Origin of the sequence: Nocardia sp. NPDC127606 (genome assembly GCF_042671725.1) — a bacterium.
Taxonomy (GTDB): Bacteria; Actinomycetota; Actinomycetes; order Mycobacteriales; family Mycobacteriaceae; genus Nocardia.
Map to the genome: position 1 here is coordinate 515,548 of NZ_JBHXWQ010000003.1, position 15,045 is coordinate 530,592.

A 15,045-nucleotide genomic window follows, 5' to 3' on the forward strand; every position below is an offset into this window, starting at 1 on the left:
TGTCAGCGCGGTAGGCGCGGGTACGGCAGGTCGGTGGAGGTGTGTTCGGTCACGGCCAGTGGCCGCCCGATCTGCGGGAACGCGCGCTGCGGGCACGACGGACGCTCGCACACCTTGCACCCGGCTCCGATCGGCACCGCCACCTGCGGATCGTCCAACTGCAGCCCCTGGGAATACACCAGCCGGTCGGCGTATTCGATGTCGCAGCCGAGTCCGATGACGAAGTTCTTCGACGCCGCCCCGAATCCCTGCGCGGCGGGGGGAGTGGTGCGGGCGATCCACAGGTACCGGCGCCCGTCGGGCATCTCCGAGATCTGGGTGAGGATGCGACCGGGGTGCGCGAACGCCTCGTGGGTGACCCACAGGGGGCAACTACCGCCCACCCGGGAGAAGTGGAACGCGGTGGCGGACTGGCGTTTCGAGATATTGCCCGCCCGGTCGGTGCGTACCAGGAAGAACGGCACACCGCGCTGACCCTGCCGCTGCAGGGTGCTGAGCCGATGGCAGACCGTCTCGAAACCGACCTCGAACCGCAGCGCGAGCAGGTCGACGTCGTAGCGCAATTCCTCGGCCGATCGTAGGAACCGGCCGTAGGGCAGGATCAGCGCGCCGGCGAAGTAGTTGGCCAGCCCGACCCTGGCCAGCGTGCGGGATTCGCCGGTGAGCGCGCGGGATTCGGCGAGCACGTTGTCGATCTCGCGGCCGTAGAGCAGCAGGCCGAGAGTGGTCGCGATCTGGAAGGCGCGTTGCCCGGGGCGCAGTCGTCTGGCCAGCGTCAGGGTTCGGGTGTCGGGGTCGTAGTGGCGTTTCGGGATGGCCGGGTCGGCGCCGTCGCCGCGTACCAGCACCGTGACGCCGGCCCGTTCCTCGGCGATCCTGGCCAGCTGACGATCCAGCGAACCGATGCTCAGACCGGATTCCTCGAACAGCTGCTCGGCGGCGTGATCGAGGGTCGAGATGTGATTGCGGTGGTCGTAGAAGAAATCGCGTACGTCCTCGTACGGCATGGGGGTGCCCGGCGCGCCCGCCGGTGTGTCGACGCGCGAGGACAGCAGGTCGAGCTGGTCGGTCGCCGCGCGCAGCCGCCGGTGCATCGCGATGACGATGCGCGCCACCTCGGGCAGCCGGGTCGCCAGTTCCTCGACCTCGGTGATCGGGGCGGTGTCGCCGCCGCCCGCGGCTTCCACCAGTACCTCGTGCAGGTCCGAGACCAGCCGCGCGTCGGAGTCGGCGGCGAAGAACTGCACGTCCAGATCGAAGGTCGAGTTGAGTTTCAGCAGAACGGGAATGGTCAGCGGACGCTGATCACGCTCGAGCTGATTGAGATAGCTGGGTGAGAGGTCCAGCGACTTCGCGAGCGCTGCCTGGGTCATCCGCCGTTCTTCGCGCAGCCTTCGTAGCCTGGCCCCCGCGTACATCTTCCGCACGTCGCAGATCCTAACGCGACCTGTTCGCAATGTTTGCTCAAAGTGGCGAATGCCTCGGGAGAAGTCCAGTCCTGCAAGGGATTTTACCTGTGTCTACCCGTGCGTAACATGCGAAGCCCGCGCCGGTGGCAGGAAGAAGTTCGCTCGCGGTGACCGAATCATCGCCGCGAGACAGTGACGCGTTCCCTGTGTGGTTGCCGGAGAATTCACCATAGCGCTTCGGCATCATCGTTTCGGGGCCGATCGCCGATCTTCACAGCATCCGGCCACACTGATCGCGGAGGTGGCCGCGGCGGCGGGACCTGCGCCGAACCACTGCCCCGGACGGAAATTCCGTCCGGGGCAGTGATCTGTGGAGTCGGTGGACAGCTCAGTCGGCCGGAGCGGTCAGCGCAGTGCCGCGGCGGCCGTCACCAGATTGCGCAGCGACGCTTCGACCTCCACCGGTCCGCGGGTCTTCAGTCCGCAGTCCGGATTCACCCAGAGACGTTCGGCCGGAACGGCTTTCAGCGCGGCGGACAGGGAAGTCGTGATCTCCTCGACCGAGGGCACCCGCGGCGAGTGGATGTCGTAGACCCCCGGTCCGACGCCGAGCGCGAAACCGGCCGCGTTCAGATCGTCGAGGACCTCCATGTGCGAACGCGCCGCCTCGATCGACGTGACATCGGCGTCCAGGCCCGCGATCGCCGAGATGACCTCGCCGAACTCCGAGTAGCACAGGTGCGTGTGCACCTGGGTGGTGTCGGCGACGCCCGCGGTGGCGAGGCGGAACGAGTCCACCGACCACCGCAGGTAGGCAGGCTGTTCGGCAGCGCGCAGCGGCAGCAGCTCGCGCAGGGCGGGCTCGTCGACCTGGATGATCCGCGCGCCCTGGGCTTCCAGGTCGACGGTCTCGTCCCGGATGGCGAGCGCGACCTGGCGGGCCGAGTCGCCCAGCGGCTGGTCGTCGCGGACGAACGACCAGGCCAGGATCGTCACCGGGCCGGTGAGCATGCCCTTGACCGGCTTGGTGGTCAGCGACTGGGCGTACCCGATCCACGACAGCGTCATCGCCTCGGGCCGGGTGACATCGCCGAACAGGATCGGCGGACGCACGCAGCGGGTGCCGTAGGACTGCACCCAGCCCGCCTCGGTGACGGCGAAACCGTCGAGCAGTTCGGCGAAGTACTGCACCATGTCGTTGCGTTCGGGTTCGCCGTGCACCAGCACGTCGAGGCCGAGCTTCTCTTGCAGGGTGATCACGTCGGCGATCTCGGCCCGCATCCGCCGCACGTACTCGCACCTGTCGATCTCGCCTTTGCGCAGCGCGGCGCGGGCCAGCCGGATGGTCGAGGTCTGCGGGTAGGAGCCGATGGTGGTGGTCGGCAGCACCGGCAGGTCGAGGTGATCGCGCTGGAGGGCGCGGCGCTCGTCGGCGGGGGAGCGGGTCAGGTCGTGCTCGTCGAGCGCGGCCAACCGGCTGCGGACCTGGTCGTTGTGCAGACGCGGGTCGGTCCGGCGTGAGTCGGCGGCGGCGCGGGCCGCGGCCAGTTCGTCGGCGACGGCGTCGACGCCCGCGGTGAGGGCGGTGGCCAGCACGCGCACCTCGCCGACCTTCTCGGCGCCGAAGGCCAGCCACGAGCGCAGCCGCTCGTCCAGCCCGGTCTCGGGAGTCAGCGAATACGGCACGTGCAGCAGCGAGCACGAACTCGACACGGCCACCGCGCCGGCGCTACAGAACAGGGTGCCCAGGGTGCCGAGCGCCGCGTCGAGATCGGCGCGCCAGATATTGCGGCCGTCGACCACGCCCGCCACCACCAGCTTGCGGGACAGGGCGGGCAACGCCGCGACGTCGGCGCCCGCGGTGAAATCGAGGGCGACACCCTCGATTTCGGTGTCGGCCAGCACCGCCAGGGCGGCATCGGGGTGCCCGAAGTAGGTCGCGACCAGGATCGCGGGCCGGTTCCGCGCGGCCGACAACGCGCTGTAGGTCTGGCCGACCAGGGCGAGCTCCGCCTCGGTCAGGTCGGTGACCAGCACCGGCTCATCGATCTGTACCCACCGCGCGCCCGCATCCGCCAGCTGGGCCAGCAGCTCGAGGTACAGCGGCACCAGCTCGGGCAGCCGCTCCAGCGCGGCGTTGTCGGCAGCCTTGGCCAGCTTCAAGAAGGTGATCGGACCGATCACCACCGGCCGCGCGGGGACCCCGAGCTCGATCGCCTCGTCGAGTTCGGTCAGCAGCTTGCCCGGCTGCAGGGAAAAGGTGGTGGCCGCGTCGATTTCGGGCACCAGGTAGTGGTAGTTGGTGTCGAACCACTTGGTCATCTCCAGCGGAGCGACCGTGTCGGTGCCACGCGCGGCCGCGAAATAGCGGTCGAGCGGATCGGCGATTCCGGCGACCCGCGGCGGCAGCGCGCCCAGCAGTTCCGCGGTGTCGAGCATCTGGTCGTAGTAGGAGAAGGTGCCCACCGGCACCGAATCCAGTCCGGCCGCGGCGAGTTCGGTGAGCTGGGCGCGACGGAGCTGACGGCCGACCGCGTGCAGGTGCGCGGCGTCGGCGCGGCCCGCCCAGTAGGACTCGGTGGCGCGCTTGAGTTCCCGGTTCGGGCCCACTCGCGGTAGGCCGAGAACCGTTGCGGTGAACGGAGTATGCGAAACAGTCACGGAGATTCTCCAGTGTGGTGCAGGGAGAGCCGTCGCCTTTTCGCGGGCACACGCCACACAGCCGACAGAGTCGCGAAAGCTGCGACAGGTCGGCATCGGTGGTCCGCGCGCCCGATCCACGAGGCGGTGGCCGCCGGATACGGCGTATCCGGCACAGTCGGCAGGTCTTCGGACTCGCGGGCACCGGTCGTGTGATCGACCGACCTACTGGCCGTCGCTTCCCAGGCGTGCAGCCCAGTGCTGATGACGGCGGTCGTTCCTGCTCACCGCTGCGGGACAGTCCCGGATTCTCACCGGGTTCCCTCTCACCCGGTGCGGAACATGATCCGCACCCGGGTTTCGACGCCTACCCGGGAGGTCGGGGCTCCGACTCTTCCACCGCGCACGCGAACCAGCTGCCTGCCCAGCATAGGCCCTCAGCAGGGCCATGGGACACCGCACCATCCCGAACACCCCCGTGACCTGCGGTTGCGCCCACGTTGTCCGCGCGCACCACGCACCGCTGCGCACGGTGAGATGTGACGGCCCGATGAACGCAACTTCGCAGGTAGGCAGGTGTGCGGTGTGAAGATTGCTGCGAAGCCACCTTGCGTGTCCGGCCCCGGCTCGTGGCCGGGTACCGTAGGCCAATGTTCTCGAAAGTCTTGGTCGCAAATCGTGGTGAGATCGCTATCCGTGCCTTCCGCGCGGCCTACGAACTCGGCATCGGAACGGTCGCGGTGTTCCCGTACGAGGATCGCAACTCCGTGCATCGCCTGAAGGCGGCCGAGTCCTACCAGATCGGCGAAGAGGGACATCCCGTTCGCGCGTACCTGTCGATCGAGGCGATCATCGAGGCCGCCAAGAGCGCCGGCGCCGACGCGATCTACCCCGGCTACGGCTTCCTGTCGGAGAACCCCGACCTCGCCGCGGCCTGTGCCGCCGAGGGCATCACCTTCATCGGCCCCACCGCCGAGATCCTGGAGATGGCGGGCAACAAGGCCACGGCCATCGCGGCGGCGAAAGCGGCCGGGCTGCCGACACTGAAGTCCAGCGAGCCCTCGGCCGATATCGACGAATTGCTCACCGCCTCGGCCGAACTCGAATACCCGATCTTCGTCAAGGCCGTCGCCGGTGGTGGTGGCCGTGGCATGCGCCGGGTCGCCGCGCCCGAGCAGTTGCGCGAGTCGATCGAAGCCGCGTCGCGCGAAGCGGAGTCGGCGTTCGGCGATCCGACGGTGTTCCTCGAGCAGGCGGTGGTGAACCCGCGCCATATCGAGGTGCAGATCCTGGCCGACCAGCACGGCAACGTCATGCACCTGTTCGAGCGGGACTGCTCGCTGCAGCGTCGCCACCAGAAGGTGATCGAGCTCGCGCCCGCCCCGAACCTGTCACCCGAACTGCGCGAGCGCATCTGCGCCGACGCGGTGGCCTTCGCCCGCCAGATCGGCTACATCAACGCGGGCACCGTGGAGTTCCTCCTGGATGAGCGCGGCAACCACGTGTTCATCGAGATGAACCCGCGCATCCAGGTGGAGCACACGGTCACCGAGGAGATCACCGACGTCGACCTGGTGCAGTCGCAGCTGCGCATCGCGGCGGGCGAATCCCTCGCCGACCTGGGCCTGAGCCAGGAAACGGTGCAGATTCGCGGCGCCGCCCTGCAGTGCCGCATCACGACGGAGGACCCGGCCAACGGTTTCCGCCCCGACACCGGCCGCATCACCGCCTACCGCACCCCCGGTGGCGCGGGCATCCGCCTCGACGGCGGCGCGAACCTCGGCGCCGAGATCGGCGCCTACTTCGACTCGATGCTGGTGAAGCTCACCTGCCGTGGTCGTGACCTGCCCGCCGCTGCCGCTCGCGCCCAACGCGCGCTGGCCGAATTCCGTATCCGTGGCGTGACGACCAACATCCCGTTCCTGCTGTCGGTGCTCGATGACCCCGATTTCCAGGCCGGGCGGGTGACCACGTCGTTCATCGACGAGCGTCCAGAACTGCTCACCTCACGGGGGTCGGCCGACCGCGGCACCAAGATCCTCACCTATCTGGCCGACGTCACCGTCAACAAGCCCAACGGCGACCGCCCGACCACGGTGTACCCCTACGACAAGCTGCCCGCTGTCGACCTCACGCTGCCGCCGCCGGACGGTTCGCGCCAGCGTCTGCTCGCCCTCGGACCGGAGGGTTTCGCGAAGGCCCTGCGCGAGCAGAAGGCGCTCGGCGTCACCGACACGACCTTCCGTGACGCACACCAGTCGCTGCTGGCCACCCGTGTCCGCACCAACGGTCTGCTCGGTGTGGCGGGTCATGTCGCGCGGCTGACCCCCGAACTGCTCTCGATCGAAGCCTGGGGCGGCGCGACTTACGATGTGGCACTGCGGTTCCTGCACGAGGACCCGTGGGAGCGCCTGGCCGCGCTGCGCGAAGCCGTGCCGAACATCTGCTTGCAGATGCTGCTGCGCGGTCGCAACACCGTCGGCTACACGCCCTACCCCGAACAGGTCACGCGCGCTTTCGTGTCCGAGGCCGCCACCACCGGCATCGACATCTTCCGCATCTTCGACGCGCTCAACAACGTCGACCAGATGCGCCCCGCGATCGACGCGGTCCGCGAAACCGGTACCGCGATAGCCGAAGTCGCGCTCAGCTACACCGGTGACCTGCTCGACCCGAACGAGTCGCTCTACACCCTCGACTACTACCTGAAGCTGGCCGAACAGATCGTCGACGCGGGCGCGCACGTCCTCGCGATCAAGGACATGGCCGGTCTGCTGCGCGCCCCCGCCGCCGCGAAACTCGTGACCGCACTGCGCAGTAACTTCGATCTGCCGGTGCACGTGCACACCCACGACACCCCCGGTGGTCAGCTCGCGACCTACCTGGCGGCCTGGCAGGCCGGGGCAGACGCGGTCGACGGCGCGTCCGCGGCCATGGCGGGCACCACCTCACAGCCGGCGTTGTCGGCGATCGTGGCCGCCACCGCGCACACCGATCGCGACACCGGCCTGAACCTGCAGAACGTGTGCGATCTCGAGCCGTACTGGGAAGCGTTGCGCAAGGTCTACGCGCCGTTCGAGTCGGGTCTGCCCGCGCCGACCGGTCGTGTGTACACCCACGAGATCCCGGGTGGTCAGCTGTCGAACCTGCGTCAGCAGGCGATCGCGCTCGGCCTCGGCGACCGGTTCGAAGCGGTCGAGGCCAAGTACGCGGCCGCCGACCGGCTGCTGGGTCGCCTGATCAAGGTGACTCCGTCGTCGAAGGTCGTCGGTGACCTCGCGCTCGCGCTGGTCGGCACCGGTGTCGACATCGAGGACTTCGCCGCCGATCCGGGCCGCTACGACATCCCCGATTCGGTGATCGGTTTCCTGCGCGGCGAGCTCGGCACCCCGGCCGGCGGCTGGCCGGAGCCGTTCCGCAGCAAGGCCCTGGCCGGGCGCAACGAGCCCAAGCCCGAGACCCCGCTGAGCCCGGCGGATCAGAAGGCCCTCGACGGCTCGTCCGCCGAGCGTCGCGCCACGCTGAACCGGCTGCTGTTCCCTGGCCCGACCGCCGAGTTCGACGCCCACCGCGAGAAGTACGGCGACACCACCGGGCTGTCGGAGAACCAGTTCTTCTACGGCCTGCGCCGCGGCGAAGAACACCGTGTGCAGCTGGAGAAGGGCGTCACCCTGCTCATCGGCCTCGAGGCGATCTCCGAGCCGGACGAGAAGGGCATGCGGACGGTGATGTGCATCATGAACGGGCAGTTGCGCCCGGTCGCGGTGCGTGACCGGTCCGTCGCCTCCGAGGTGCCCGCGGCGGAGAAGGCCGACAAGAACAACGCAGGCCACATCGCGGCACCGTTCGCCGGTGTGGTCACCCTGGCGGTGTCCGAGGGCGACGAGATCCACGCCGGAGACACGGTCGGCACCATCGAGGCGATGAAGATGGAAGCGGCCATCACCGCGCCGCGCGGTGGCGTGGTGGGCCGGATCGCGACCACCAAGGTGGCCCAGGTCGAGGGCGGCGACCTGCTGGTGGAACTGGTCGCACGCGAGTCGGAATGACACGCATCGTCGCGGGTGTGGCGGGCGGGCGGCGCTTGAAAGTGCCGCCCGCCGGTACCCGGCCCACCTCCGATCGGGTGCGTGAAGCGCTGTTCAGCGCGATCGACGCCCGCCTCGATCTGGACGGGACGCTGGTCCTCGACCTGTACGCGGGCTCGGGGGCGCTGGGATTGGAAGCGCTGTCGCGCGGGGCGCAGCGGGCGCTGCTCGTCGAGTCCGATCGCAAGGCGGGCGATGTGGTGCGCGCCAATATCGCCGAGCTCGGTCTGCCCGGTGCCGAACTGCGGCTCGGCAGCGTGTCCTCGGTCCTGAAGCAGACCGCGCCGAGGGCCTACGACGTGGTGTTCTCGGATCCGCCCTACGACGTGAGCACCGAGGACGTGATCGCCGACCTCGCCGCGCTGGCGAACAACGGCTGGCTCGCGCCGGAAGCGCTGGTGGTGGTGGAACGGTCGAGCCGGTCACCCGAGATCACCTGGCCCGCAGGCTATGTGGCGTTGAAGACACGCAAATACGGGGAGACCAGAGTCGAGCTCGCCGAGTTCGGTGCTAGCGTCTGAGGTATGGCTGCAGCACTGTGCCCCGGCTCCTTCGACCCGGTCACCAACGGTCACCTCGACGTGTTCGCTCGCGCGGCCGCGCAGTTCGACGAGGTGATCGTCACCGTCAATGTGAACCCCAAGAAGCAGGGCATGTTCACCGTCGAGGAGCGCATGGAACTGCTGCGCGAATCGGTCGCGCACCTGCCGAACGTGCGCGTCGCCTCCTGGCAGGGCCTCACGGTGGACTTCGCCAAGCAGGAGGGCATCAGCGCGATCGTCAAGGGCCTGCGCGACGCGGGCGACTTCGGCTACGAGCTCCAGATGGCCCAGATGAACCACAAACTGGCCGGCGTGGACACCTTCTTCATCGCCACCAACCCGTCCCTGAGCTTCCTGTCCAGCTCGCTGGTCAAGGAAGTAGCGGCCTACGGCGGCGACGTGAGCGACATGCTCCCGCCCGCTGTCCACAAGCGGCTGCTGGACCGCCTGGCCGAGCGTAAGGGCTAGGAAGTCGCGGGTAGGCGGAACAAACCGCGCAACGCGAGGAACCGCATGCCGCCGACCGCGGCGGTGATGGCCAGGACTGTCAGTGCCTGCGTGATGTCACCCAGGCCGGGTGCCCAGAAATCCAGTCCGGCCAGACACGCGGTCGTGATCGCAAGTCCGATCAACGCGATCCCGCCGCCTTCCCACTGTGCGGTGAACCAGGTGACCCGGTCGGTGGCGTGGAACGTGAGCTGACGGTGGAATTCGTTGGCGATGATCGTGCTGACCACCGATCCGGCCACATTGGCGATCAGCGGGCCGATGCCGTGCATCGCGAAGAACAGCAGCACATAGGCGATATTGCTCGACCCGCCGACGAGAGCGAAGCGGAAGAGCTGAGGGAGCGCGCGGTCGCCGCGCAGGTACGTGAGCGCGCCCTCGAACTGCGGGCGCAGCGCGGGTGCGACTTCACTCGGTGTCACCACGGGGAACGGACCGGTCCAGGGAGTGAACATGCCCGCGACGTGCGACACCGGACTCCTAGGAGTTTCCAGGAGGGTCATGTTCGACTCCGATCCCAAATGAACAGACGTCGAGGAGTACAACAGCGAAAAGGTTGCGGTGCTTCCCGGCGGACGGCGTTGTCGTGCTCACTGATGGTAACCGAAGTGGAGGGCTGCACTCCACTTGATATCTGTGCGATCTTGGACACTGTCGCGACACACCGTGCCGACATTCGGCACAGCCGCCCGGGACAGGCACACTGGGCGTCGGCGGTAGTGGTTTCGCCGTGAGTCCGCAGGAGGGTAGTGAGCATGTATCGCGTATTCGAAGCACTCGACGAACTGGTCGCCATCGTCGAAGAGGCGCGCGGCATCCCGCCGACCCGCAGTTGCATCGTGCCGCGCGGCGATGTCCTCGAGCTGCTCGACGACGTCCGCGACGCGCTACCCGGTGAACTCGACGACGCCCAGGACGTCCTCGATCACCGCGACAAGATCGTCGGCGACGCCCGCAGCGGTGCCGAGACGACGGTCACCACGGCCAACGAGCAGGCGCGCACCACGATCGACAAGGCTCGTGCCGAGGCCGATCGCATCCTCGCCGACGCCAAGGACCACGCCGACCGGATGGTCGCCGAGGCCACCGCCCACGCCGACCGCCTGGTGACGTCCGCCCAGGCCGAGGCCGATCAGGTCGTCGCCGACGGCAATGCCGAGTACGACGAGCTCACCGGTCGCGCCCAGATCGACGCCGACCGGGCCATCGAAGCGGGCAAGGCCTCCTACGAGCGTTCGGTCGCCGACGGCAAGGCCGAGCAGGCCCGCCTCGTCGCGCAGACCGAGGTCGTTCGGGTCGCGCACGCCGAATCCGCCCGTCTGATCGACGAGGCGCAAGCCGAGTCCGACCGGGTGCGCACCGAATGCGACGACTACGTCGACGAGCAGATGGCCGATTTCGGCAACAGGCTCGCGTCCATGGAAGAGACGCTCAACACCACCCGGCGTTCGATCACCCGCGGCCGCCAGCAGATGCGCGGCGCACCGGCCGCCGAATACCCGGAATACGCTGCCGAGCACCGGCGCTGACCTGTCCCGGCGCCCAGCGCGCGTTTTGAGTTCCGGCGGGGTCCTGCCGTACTGTGGAGTGGTTGCCCATTATCCCCTCGACGGTAAGTGAGTCCGTGATGTCCGCCGGTTCCGGTTCGTCCGCGCGTCCACGCAAGACCAGTGGTCCTGTGTCGGAGGCGGGCTTTGTGCTGGATGTCCGCAATCTCGGCCGTCGGCCGGGAACCATGCGGGAGTTGCGTCGCACGGTCACCGACCACGAGCGGCTGGGTCTCGACCTGATCGCCATTCCGGCCGATGCCGAGGTGGAACTCGATCTGCAACTGCAGGCGGTCTCGGAGGGTGTGCTGGTCACCGGCACAGCGTCCGGGCCGACGGTCGGGGAGTGCTCGCGCTGCCTCGAACCGTTCGACGACCAGGTGGAGATTCGTCTGACGGAGTTGTTCGCGTATCCGGACAGCACCACCGAGCAGACGACCGAGGATGCCGAGGTCTACCGCATGGAAGACGACCTCGTCGACCTCGAGCCGGTGATCCTCGACGCCATCGGGCTGGAGCTTCCGCTGCAGCCGCTGTGCTCGCCGGACTGCGCGGGCCTGTGCCCCGAGTGCGGTGTGCGGATGGCGATTGCGGGTCCTGATCATGGGCATGAGATACTGGACCCTCGCTGGGCGAAGTTGGCGAATTTTGCCACTGACGAGCCCGGTACCGGCGACCCCGCCTGAGGGTTCCACCACCAAGACCAAACCGCTGCCGCGGCATCTGATGCCGGTGTAGTCAGCGAAAACCAAGAGGAGAAGTAGCCGTGGCTGTTCCCAAGCGTCGGATGTCGCGTTCCAACACCCGGTCGCGGCGCAGCCAGTGGAAGGCCACCGCGCCGACCCTGGTCACCTGCCCGAACCGCGCGTGTGGTGAGAAGACCCTCCCGCACATCGCGTGCCCGTCCTGCGGCACCTACAAGGGCCGCCAGGTCACCTCTGCAGTCTGATCGTTGTAGATCATTCCTAGCAACGTGACAGCCAGTAAAGACAATGTAGGCGCGGCGGATCACGCCAGCCTGCTCACCGCCCTCGGTGTCGACGTACGACCGGAGCTTCTGCGCCTAGCGCTGACGCACCGGTCGTACGCGTACGAGAACGGCGGTTTGCCGACCAACGAGCGCCTGGAATTCCTCGGCGACTCGGTACTCGGCCTCAGCATCACCGAGCGCCTGTATACCGAGCATCCGGAGAAGTCCGAGGGTGAACTCGCGAAACTGCGCGCCAGCGTGGTGAACATGCACGCGCTCGCCGAGGTGGCGCGTGGTCTCGGCGACGGCGGTCTCGGTCAGTATCTGCTGCTCGGTAAGGGCGAAGAGCTCACCGGCGGTCGCGACAAGCCGAGCATCCTCGCCGACGGCATGGAATCGCTGCTCGGTGCGGTGCACCTCGAGCACGGCATCGAAACCGCGCGCGGTGTGGTGCTGCGGCTGTTCGCCGACCTGCTCGAGCGCGGCCCCCGCATGGGCGCCGGCCTCGATTGGAAGACCAGCCTGCAGGAGCTCACCGCGGAGCGCGGTCTCGGCGTGCCCGCCTACGAGATCACCTCCACCGGACCGGACCACAACAAGGAGTTCACCGCCACCACGGTGATCGCCGGTCATCCCTACGGTTCCGGCATCGGTCGCTCCAAGAAGGAAGCCGAGCAGAAGGCTGCCGGCACCGCCTACAAGGCGCTGACCGCCGAGTCCGCAGACAAAGCCTGATCCGTGCCCGAACTGCCCGAGGTCGAGGTTGTTCGGCGCGGTCTCGCCGATCACGCCGTCGGTCGCGCGATCGATACCGTCACCGTCACCCACCCGCGTGCCGTGCGCAGGCACGCCGCGGGTGGTGCTGATCTGGCGGCCAGGCTCACCGGGTTGCGGATCGACTCCGCGCAGCGCCGCGGGAAATATCTCTGGCTCACCTTCGACGAGCCCGACACCGCGCTGGTCGTACATCTGGGCATGAGCGGTCAGATGCTCGTGCAACCCGCCGACGCACCCGTCGAGAAACACGCGCACATCCGGGCCGTGCTCGGTGACGGCGCCGAATTGCGCTTCGTCGATCAGCGCACCTTCGGCGGTTGGGCCCTGGCCGATCTCGTCGAGGTGAACGGGACCGTGGTACCCGATTCCGTGGCCCATATCGCGCGCGATCCGCTCGACCCGCTGTTCGACCGCGAAGCCGTGGTCGCGGCCATCCGCGCCAAGAACACCGAGATCAAACGAGTGCTGCTCGACCAGACGGTGATCTCGGGCATCGGCAACATCTACGCCGACGAAGCACTGTGGCGGGCCGGATTGCACGGCACCCGCGTCGCCGCCGAACTCACCCGCCCGGTCGTGCGCACCCTGCTCGACGGGGTTACCGCCGTCATGACCGAAGCGCTGGCCGTCGGTGGTACCTCCTTCGACGCCCTGTACGTGAATGTGAACGGCGAATCCGGCTATTTCTCGCGGTCACTGGCCGCTTACGGGCGCGAGGACGAGCCGTGCGATCGGTGTGCGACGTTGCTGGTACGGGAACAGTTCATGAATCGGTCGTCTTTTTCCTGTCCGAAGTGTCAACGGAAGCCGCGCCGCCGCTGATCCGGGCACGCTAACGTTTCCTCTGACAGGTCGTGACAGACCGGGTCCGTGCAGGGAGGACGTTATGCGCAAGCTGACCTATTTCGTGGCATCGACAATCGACGGTTTCATCGCCGCCGAGGACGGAACGCTGGACTTCTTCCCGGTAGGCGGTGATCACGGGCCCGCGATCATCTCGCAGTACCCGGAAACCCTGCCCACCAAGGTGCGCGAGGCGCGCGGGATCGCGGCGGGCAACATCTACTTCGACACCGTGATCATGGGCCGCAAGACCCACGACTTCGGGGTACGCACCGGCACCGCCAGCCCGTACGAGCACCTGCGCCAGTACGTGGTGTCCACGACGCTGCCCGAAGCGCCGGCGCCCGGGGTGGAACTGATCGCCGAGGATCCGGTCGCCGCAGTGCGCGAACTCAAACGCGAAGACGGACTGGGGATCTGGCTCTGTGGCGGCGGTGAACTGGCGCAGGCACTGCTGCCCGAGATCGACCAGGTGTTCCTGAAGCTGCACCCGGTGGTACTCGGCACCGGCAGGCCGCTGTTCGGCGGCGGGGCGAAACTGCCCGCGCCGGAGAAGTTCCGGGTGATCACCAGCCGGGTGTACGCCGACGGCGTCGCGTTCCTCAAGTACGGCCGGATCAAGTAGTCGCGATGACATCGGCGGCGAGTCCGGGTCCGGTGGCGGCGCTGCGCGAGGTCGGGTTCTGGCTCGAACGCGGTCGTGCCGAAACGCACCGGGTGAAGGCTTACCGCCGTGCCGCCGATGTCGTCGCCCGGCTCGCCGACGACGAGGTGGCGACTCGCGCCCGCGAACACAGTTGGCGTGAGCTCGCCGGCATCGGGCCCAAGACGGCGGCCATCATCGAACAAGCCTGTGCCGGTGAGGTTCCCGGCTACCTGGCCGAGCTCCGTGCACAGGCGGAGCCGATCGCGCCCGCGGGCGAGCAGCTGCGCGTCGCGCTGCGTGGTGATCTGCACACCCACTCGGACTGGTCCGACGGGGGAAGTCCGATCGCCGAGATGATGGGCGTCGCGGCCGCGCTCGGCCACGAATACTGTGCGCTGACAGACCATTCGCCGCGTCTCAAGGTCGCCAACGGCCTGTCCGCCGACCGGCTGCTGCGTCAACTCGACGTGATCGCCGAACTCAACGAGCAGATGGCGCCGTTTCGCATCCTCACCGGCATCGAGGTCGACATCCTCGACGACGGCACCCTCGATCAGCGAGCGGATCTGCTCGAACGTCTGGATGTCGTTGTCGCCAGCGTGCACTGGCACCTGCGCGACGACAGCGACACCATGACCAAGCGTATGGTCTACGCGGTCGCGAACCCCCACGTCGATATCCTCGGCCACTGCACCGGCCGCCTCGTGGAAGGGGCCCGCGGCACCCGCCCGGAGTCGTCGTTCGATGCCGAACTCGTCTTCGAAGCCTGCCGCCGCTACGGCACCGCCGTCGAGATCAACAGCCGGCCCGAACGCCGCGACCCACCCGGGCGTTTGATCGAGCTGGCTGTCGAGATGGACTGCTTGTTCTCCATCGACACCGACGCGCACGCGCCGGGCCAGCTGGCCTGGCAGGGGTACGGATGCGAGCGGGCGCTGGCGCACGGGGTGACGGCCGAGAAGGTGATCGATACCTGGCCGGTCGAGGAGTTGCTCGCCTGGTGTTCGGAATCGAATGGGTGAAGTCTTGCCCAACAACTGATTTCGATCTCCGATCGGCCGAATCCCGCCTGGTAC

General features: G+C 68.1%; 13 protein-coding genes and 1 riboswitch. Of the genes, 10 read left to right on the forward strand and 3 right to left on the reverse strand.

The window, feature by feature from the left end; genetic code table 11:
- Positions 1-2: 2 nt before the first annotated feature.
- Entirely contained in the window at positions 3-1,427 is a 1,425-nt protein-coding gene (locus ACFVJ5_RS17980) for a short-chain fatty acyl-CoA regulator family protein (protein ID WP_379221377.1), read from the reverse strand.
- Positions 1,428-1,814: 387 nt separating this feature from the next.
- Entirely contained in the window at positions 1,815-4,076 is a 2,262-nt protein-coding gene (metE, locus tag ACFVJ5_RS17985; RefSeq protein WP_379221900.1) for a 5-methyltetrahydropteroyltriglutamate--homocysteine S-methyltransferase, read from the reverse strand.
- Positions 4,077-4,211: 135 nt separating this feature from the next.
- Positions 4,212-4,409: riboswitch (cobalamin riboswitch) on the reverse strand.
- A gap of 290 nt (positions 4,410-4,699) precedes the next feature.
- On the opposite strand from metE, the gene ACFVJ5_RS17990 reads away from it, so the two are divergent.
- From ACFVJ5_RS17990 to coaD, 3 genes are read left to right on the forward strand one after another with little or no spacing between them, the layout of a single operon-like run.
- Positions 4,700-8,098 carry a pyruvate carboxylase gene (locus ACFVJ5_RS17990; RefSeq protein WP_379221379.1) on the forward strand — a complete coding sequence of 1,133 codons (3,399 nt, stop codon included), beginning with the start codon at positions 4,700-4,702 and terminating at the stop codon, positions 8,096-8,098.
- Positions 8,095-8,658, forward strand: coding sequence for a 16S rRNA (guanine(966)-N(2))-methyltransferase RsmD (gene rsmD / locus ACFVJ5_RS17995; RefSeq protein WP_379221381.1), 564 nt, complete (start codon positions 8,095-8,097; stop codon positions 8,656-8,658). Before ACFVJ5_RS17990 ends, rsmD begins: the two co-directional genes overlap by 4 nt.
- 3 nt (positions 8,659-8,661) lie before the next feature.
- Positions 8,662-9,147 carry a pantetheine-phosphate adenylyltransferase gene (coaD, locus tag ACFVJ5_RS18000; protein ID WP_056811926.1) on the forward strand — a complete coding sequence of 162 codons (486 nt, stop codon included), beginning with the start codon at positions 8,662-8,664 and terminating at the stop codon, positions 9,145-9,147.
- Here coaD and ACFVJ5_RS18005 read toward each other — a convergent pair.
- Positions 9,144-9,689, reverse strand: a complete 546-nt coding sequence (locus ACFVJ5_RS18005; RefSeq protein ID WP_379221383.1) for a GtrA family protein — start codon at positions 9,687-9,689, stop codon at positions 9,144-9,146. The genes coaD and ACFVJ5_RS18005 overlap by 4 nt on opposite strands.
- A 252-nt stretch (positions 9,690-9,941) precedes the next feature.
- Between ACFVJ5_RS18005 and ACFVJ5_RS18010 the strand changes: the two genes are divergently transcribed.
- The 7 genes from ACFVJ5_RS18010 to ACFVJ5_RS18040 all read left to right on the forward strand — a co-directional run bounded on the left by ACFVJ5_RS18010 (position 9,942) and on the right by ACFVJ5_RS18040 (position 14,991).
- Complete coding sequence (locus ACFVJ5_RS18010; RefSeq protein ID WP_378992397.1) at positions 9,942-10,715, forward strand: DivIVA domain-containing protein; 774 nt, start codon at positions 9,942-9,944, stop codon at positions 10,713-10,715.
- Between the two features lie 98 nt (positions 10,716-10,813).
- Complete coding sequence (locus ACFVJ5_RS18015; RefSeq protein WP_379221385.1) at positions 10,814-11,419, forward strand: YceD family protein; 606 nt, start codon at positions 10,814-10,816, stop codon at positions 11,417-11,419.
- An 80-nt stretch (positions 11,420-11,499) separates the two neighbouring features.
- On the forward strand, positions 11,500-11,682 hold the full coding sequence (gene rpmF / locus ACFVJ5_RS18020; RefSeq protein ID WP_040708879.1) for a 50S ribosomal protein L32: 183 nt from the start codon (positions 11,500-11,502) through the stop codon (positions 11,680-11,682).
- Positions 11,683-11,706: 24 nt separating this feature from the next.
- Positions 11,707-12,438 (forward strand): ribonuclease III, encoded by a 732-nt coding sequence (gene rnc / locus ACFVJ5_RS18025; protein ID WP_379221387.1) that lies wholly within the window; start codon positions 11,707-11,709, stop codon positions 12,436-12,438.
- 3 nt (positions 12,439-12,441) lie between these two features.
- Entirely contained in the window at positions 12,442-13,302 is an 861-nt protein-coding gene (gene mutM, locus ACFVJ5_RS18030; RefSeq protein WP_379221389.1) for a bifunctional DNA-formamidopyrimidine glycosylase/DNA-(apurinic or apyrimidinic site) lyase, read from the forward strand.
- Positions 13,303-13,366: 64 nt separating this feature from the next.
- Positions 13,367-13,948 carry a dihydrofolate reductase family protein gene (locus ACFVJ5_RS18035; RefSeq protein ID WP_379221390.1) on the forward strand — a complete coding sequence of 194 codons (582 nt, stop codon included), beginning with the start codon at positions 13,367-13,369 and terminating at the stop codon, positions 13,946-13,948.
- Positions 13,949-13,953: 5 nt separating this feature from the next.
- The gene (locus ACFVJ5_RS18040) at positions 13,954-14,991 is read left to right on the forward strand and encodes a PHP domain-containing protein (RefSeq protein ID WP_379221392.1); all 1,038 of its coding nucleotides are present in this window, start codon (positions 13,954-13,956) and stop codon (positions 14,989-14,991) included.
- The last annotated feature ends 54 nt before the right edge of the window (positions 14,992-15,045 follow it).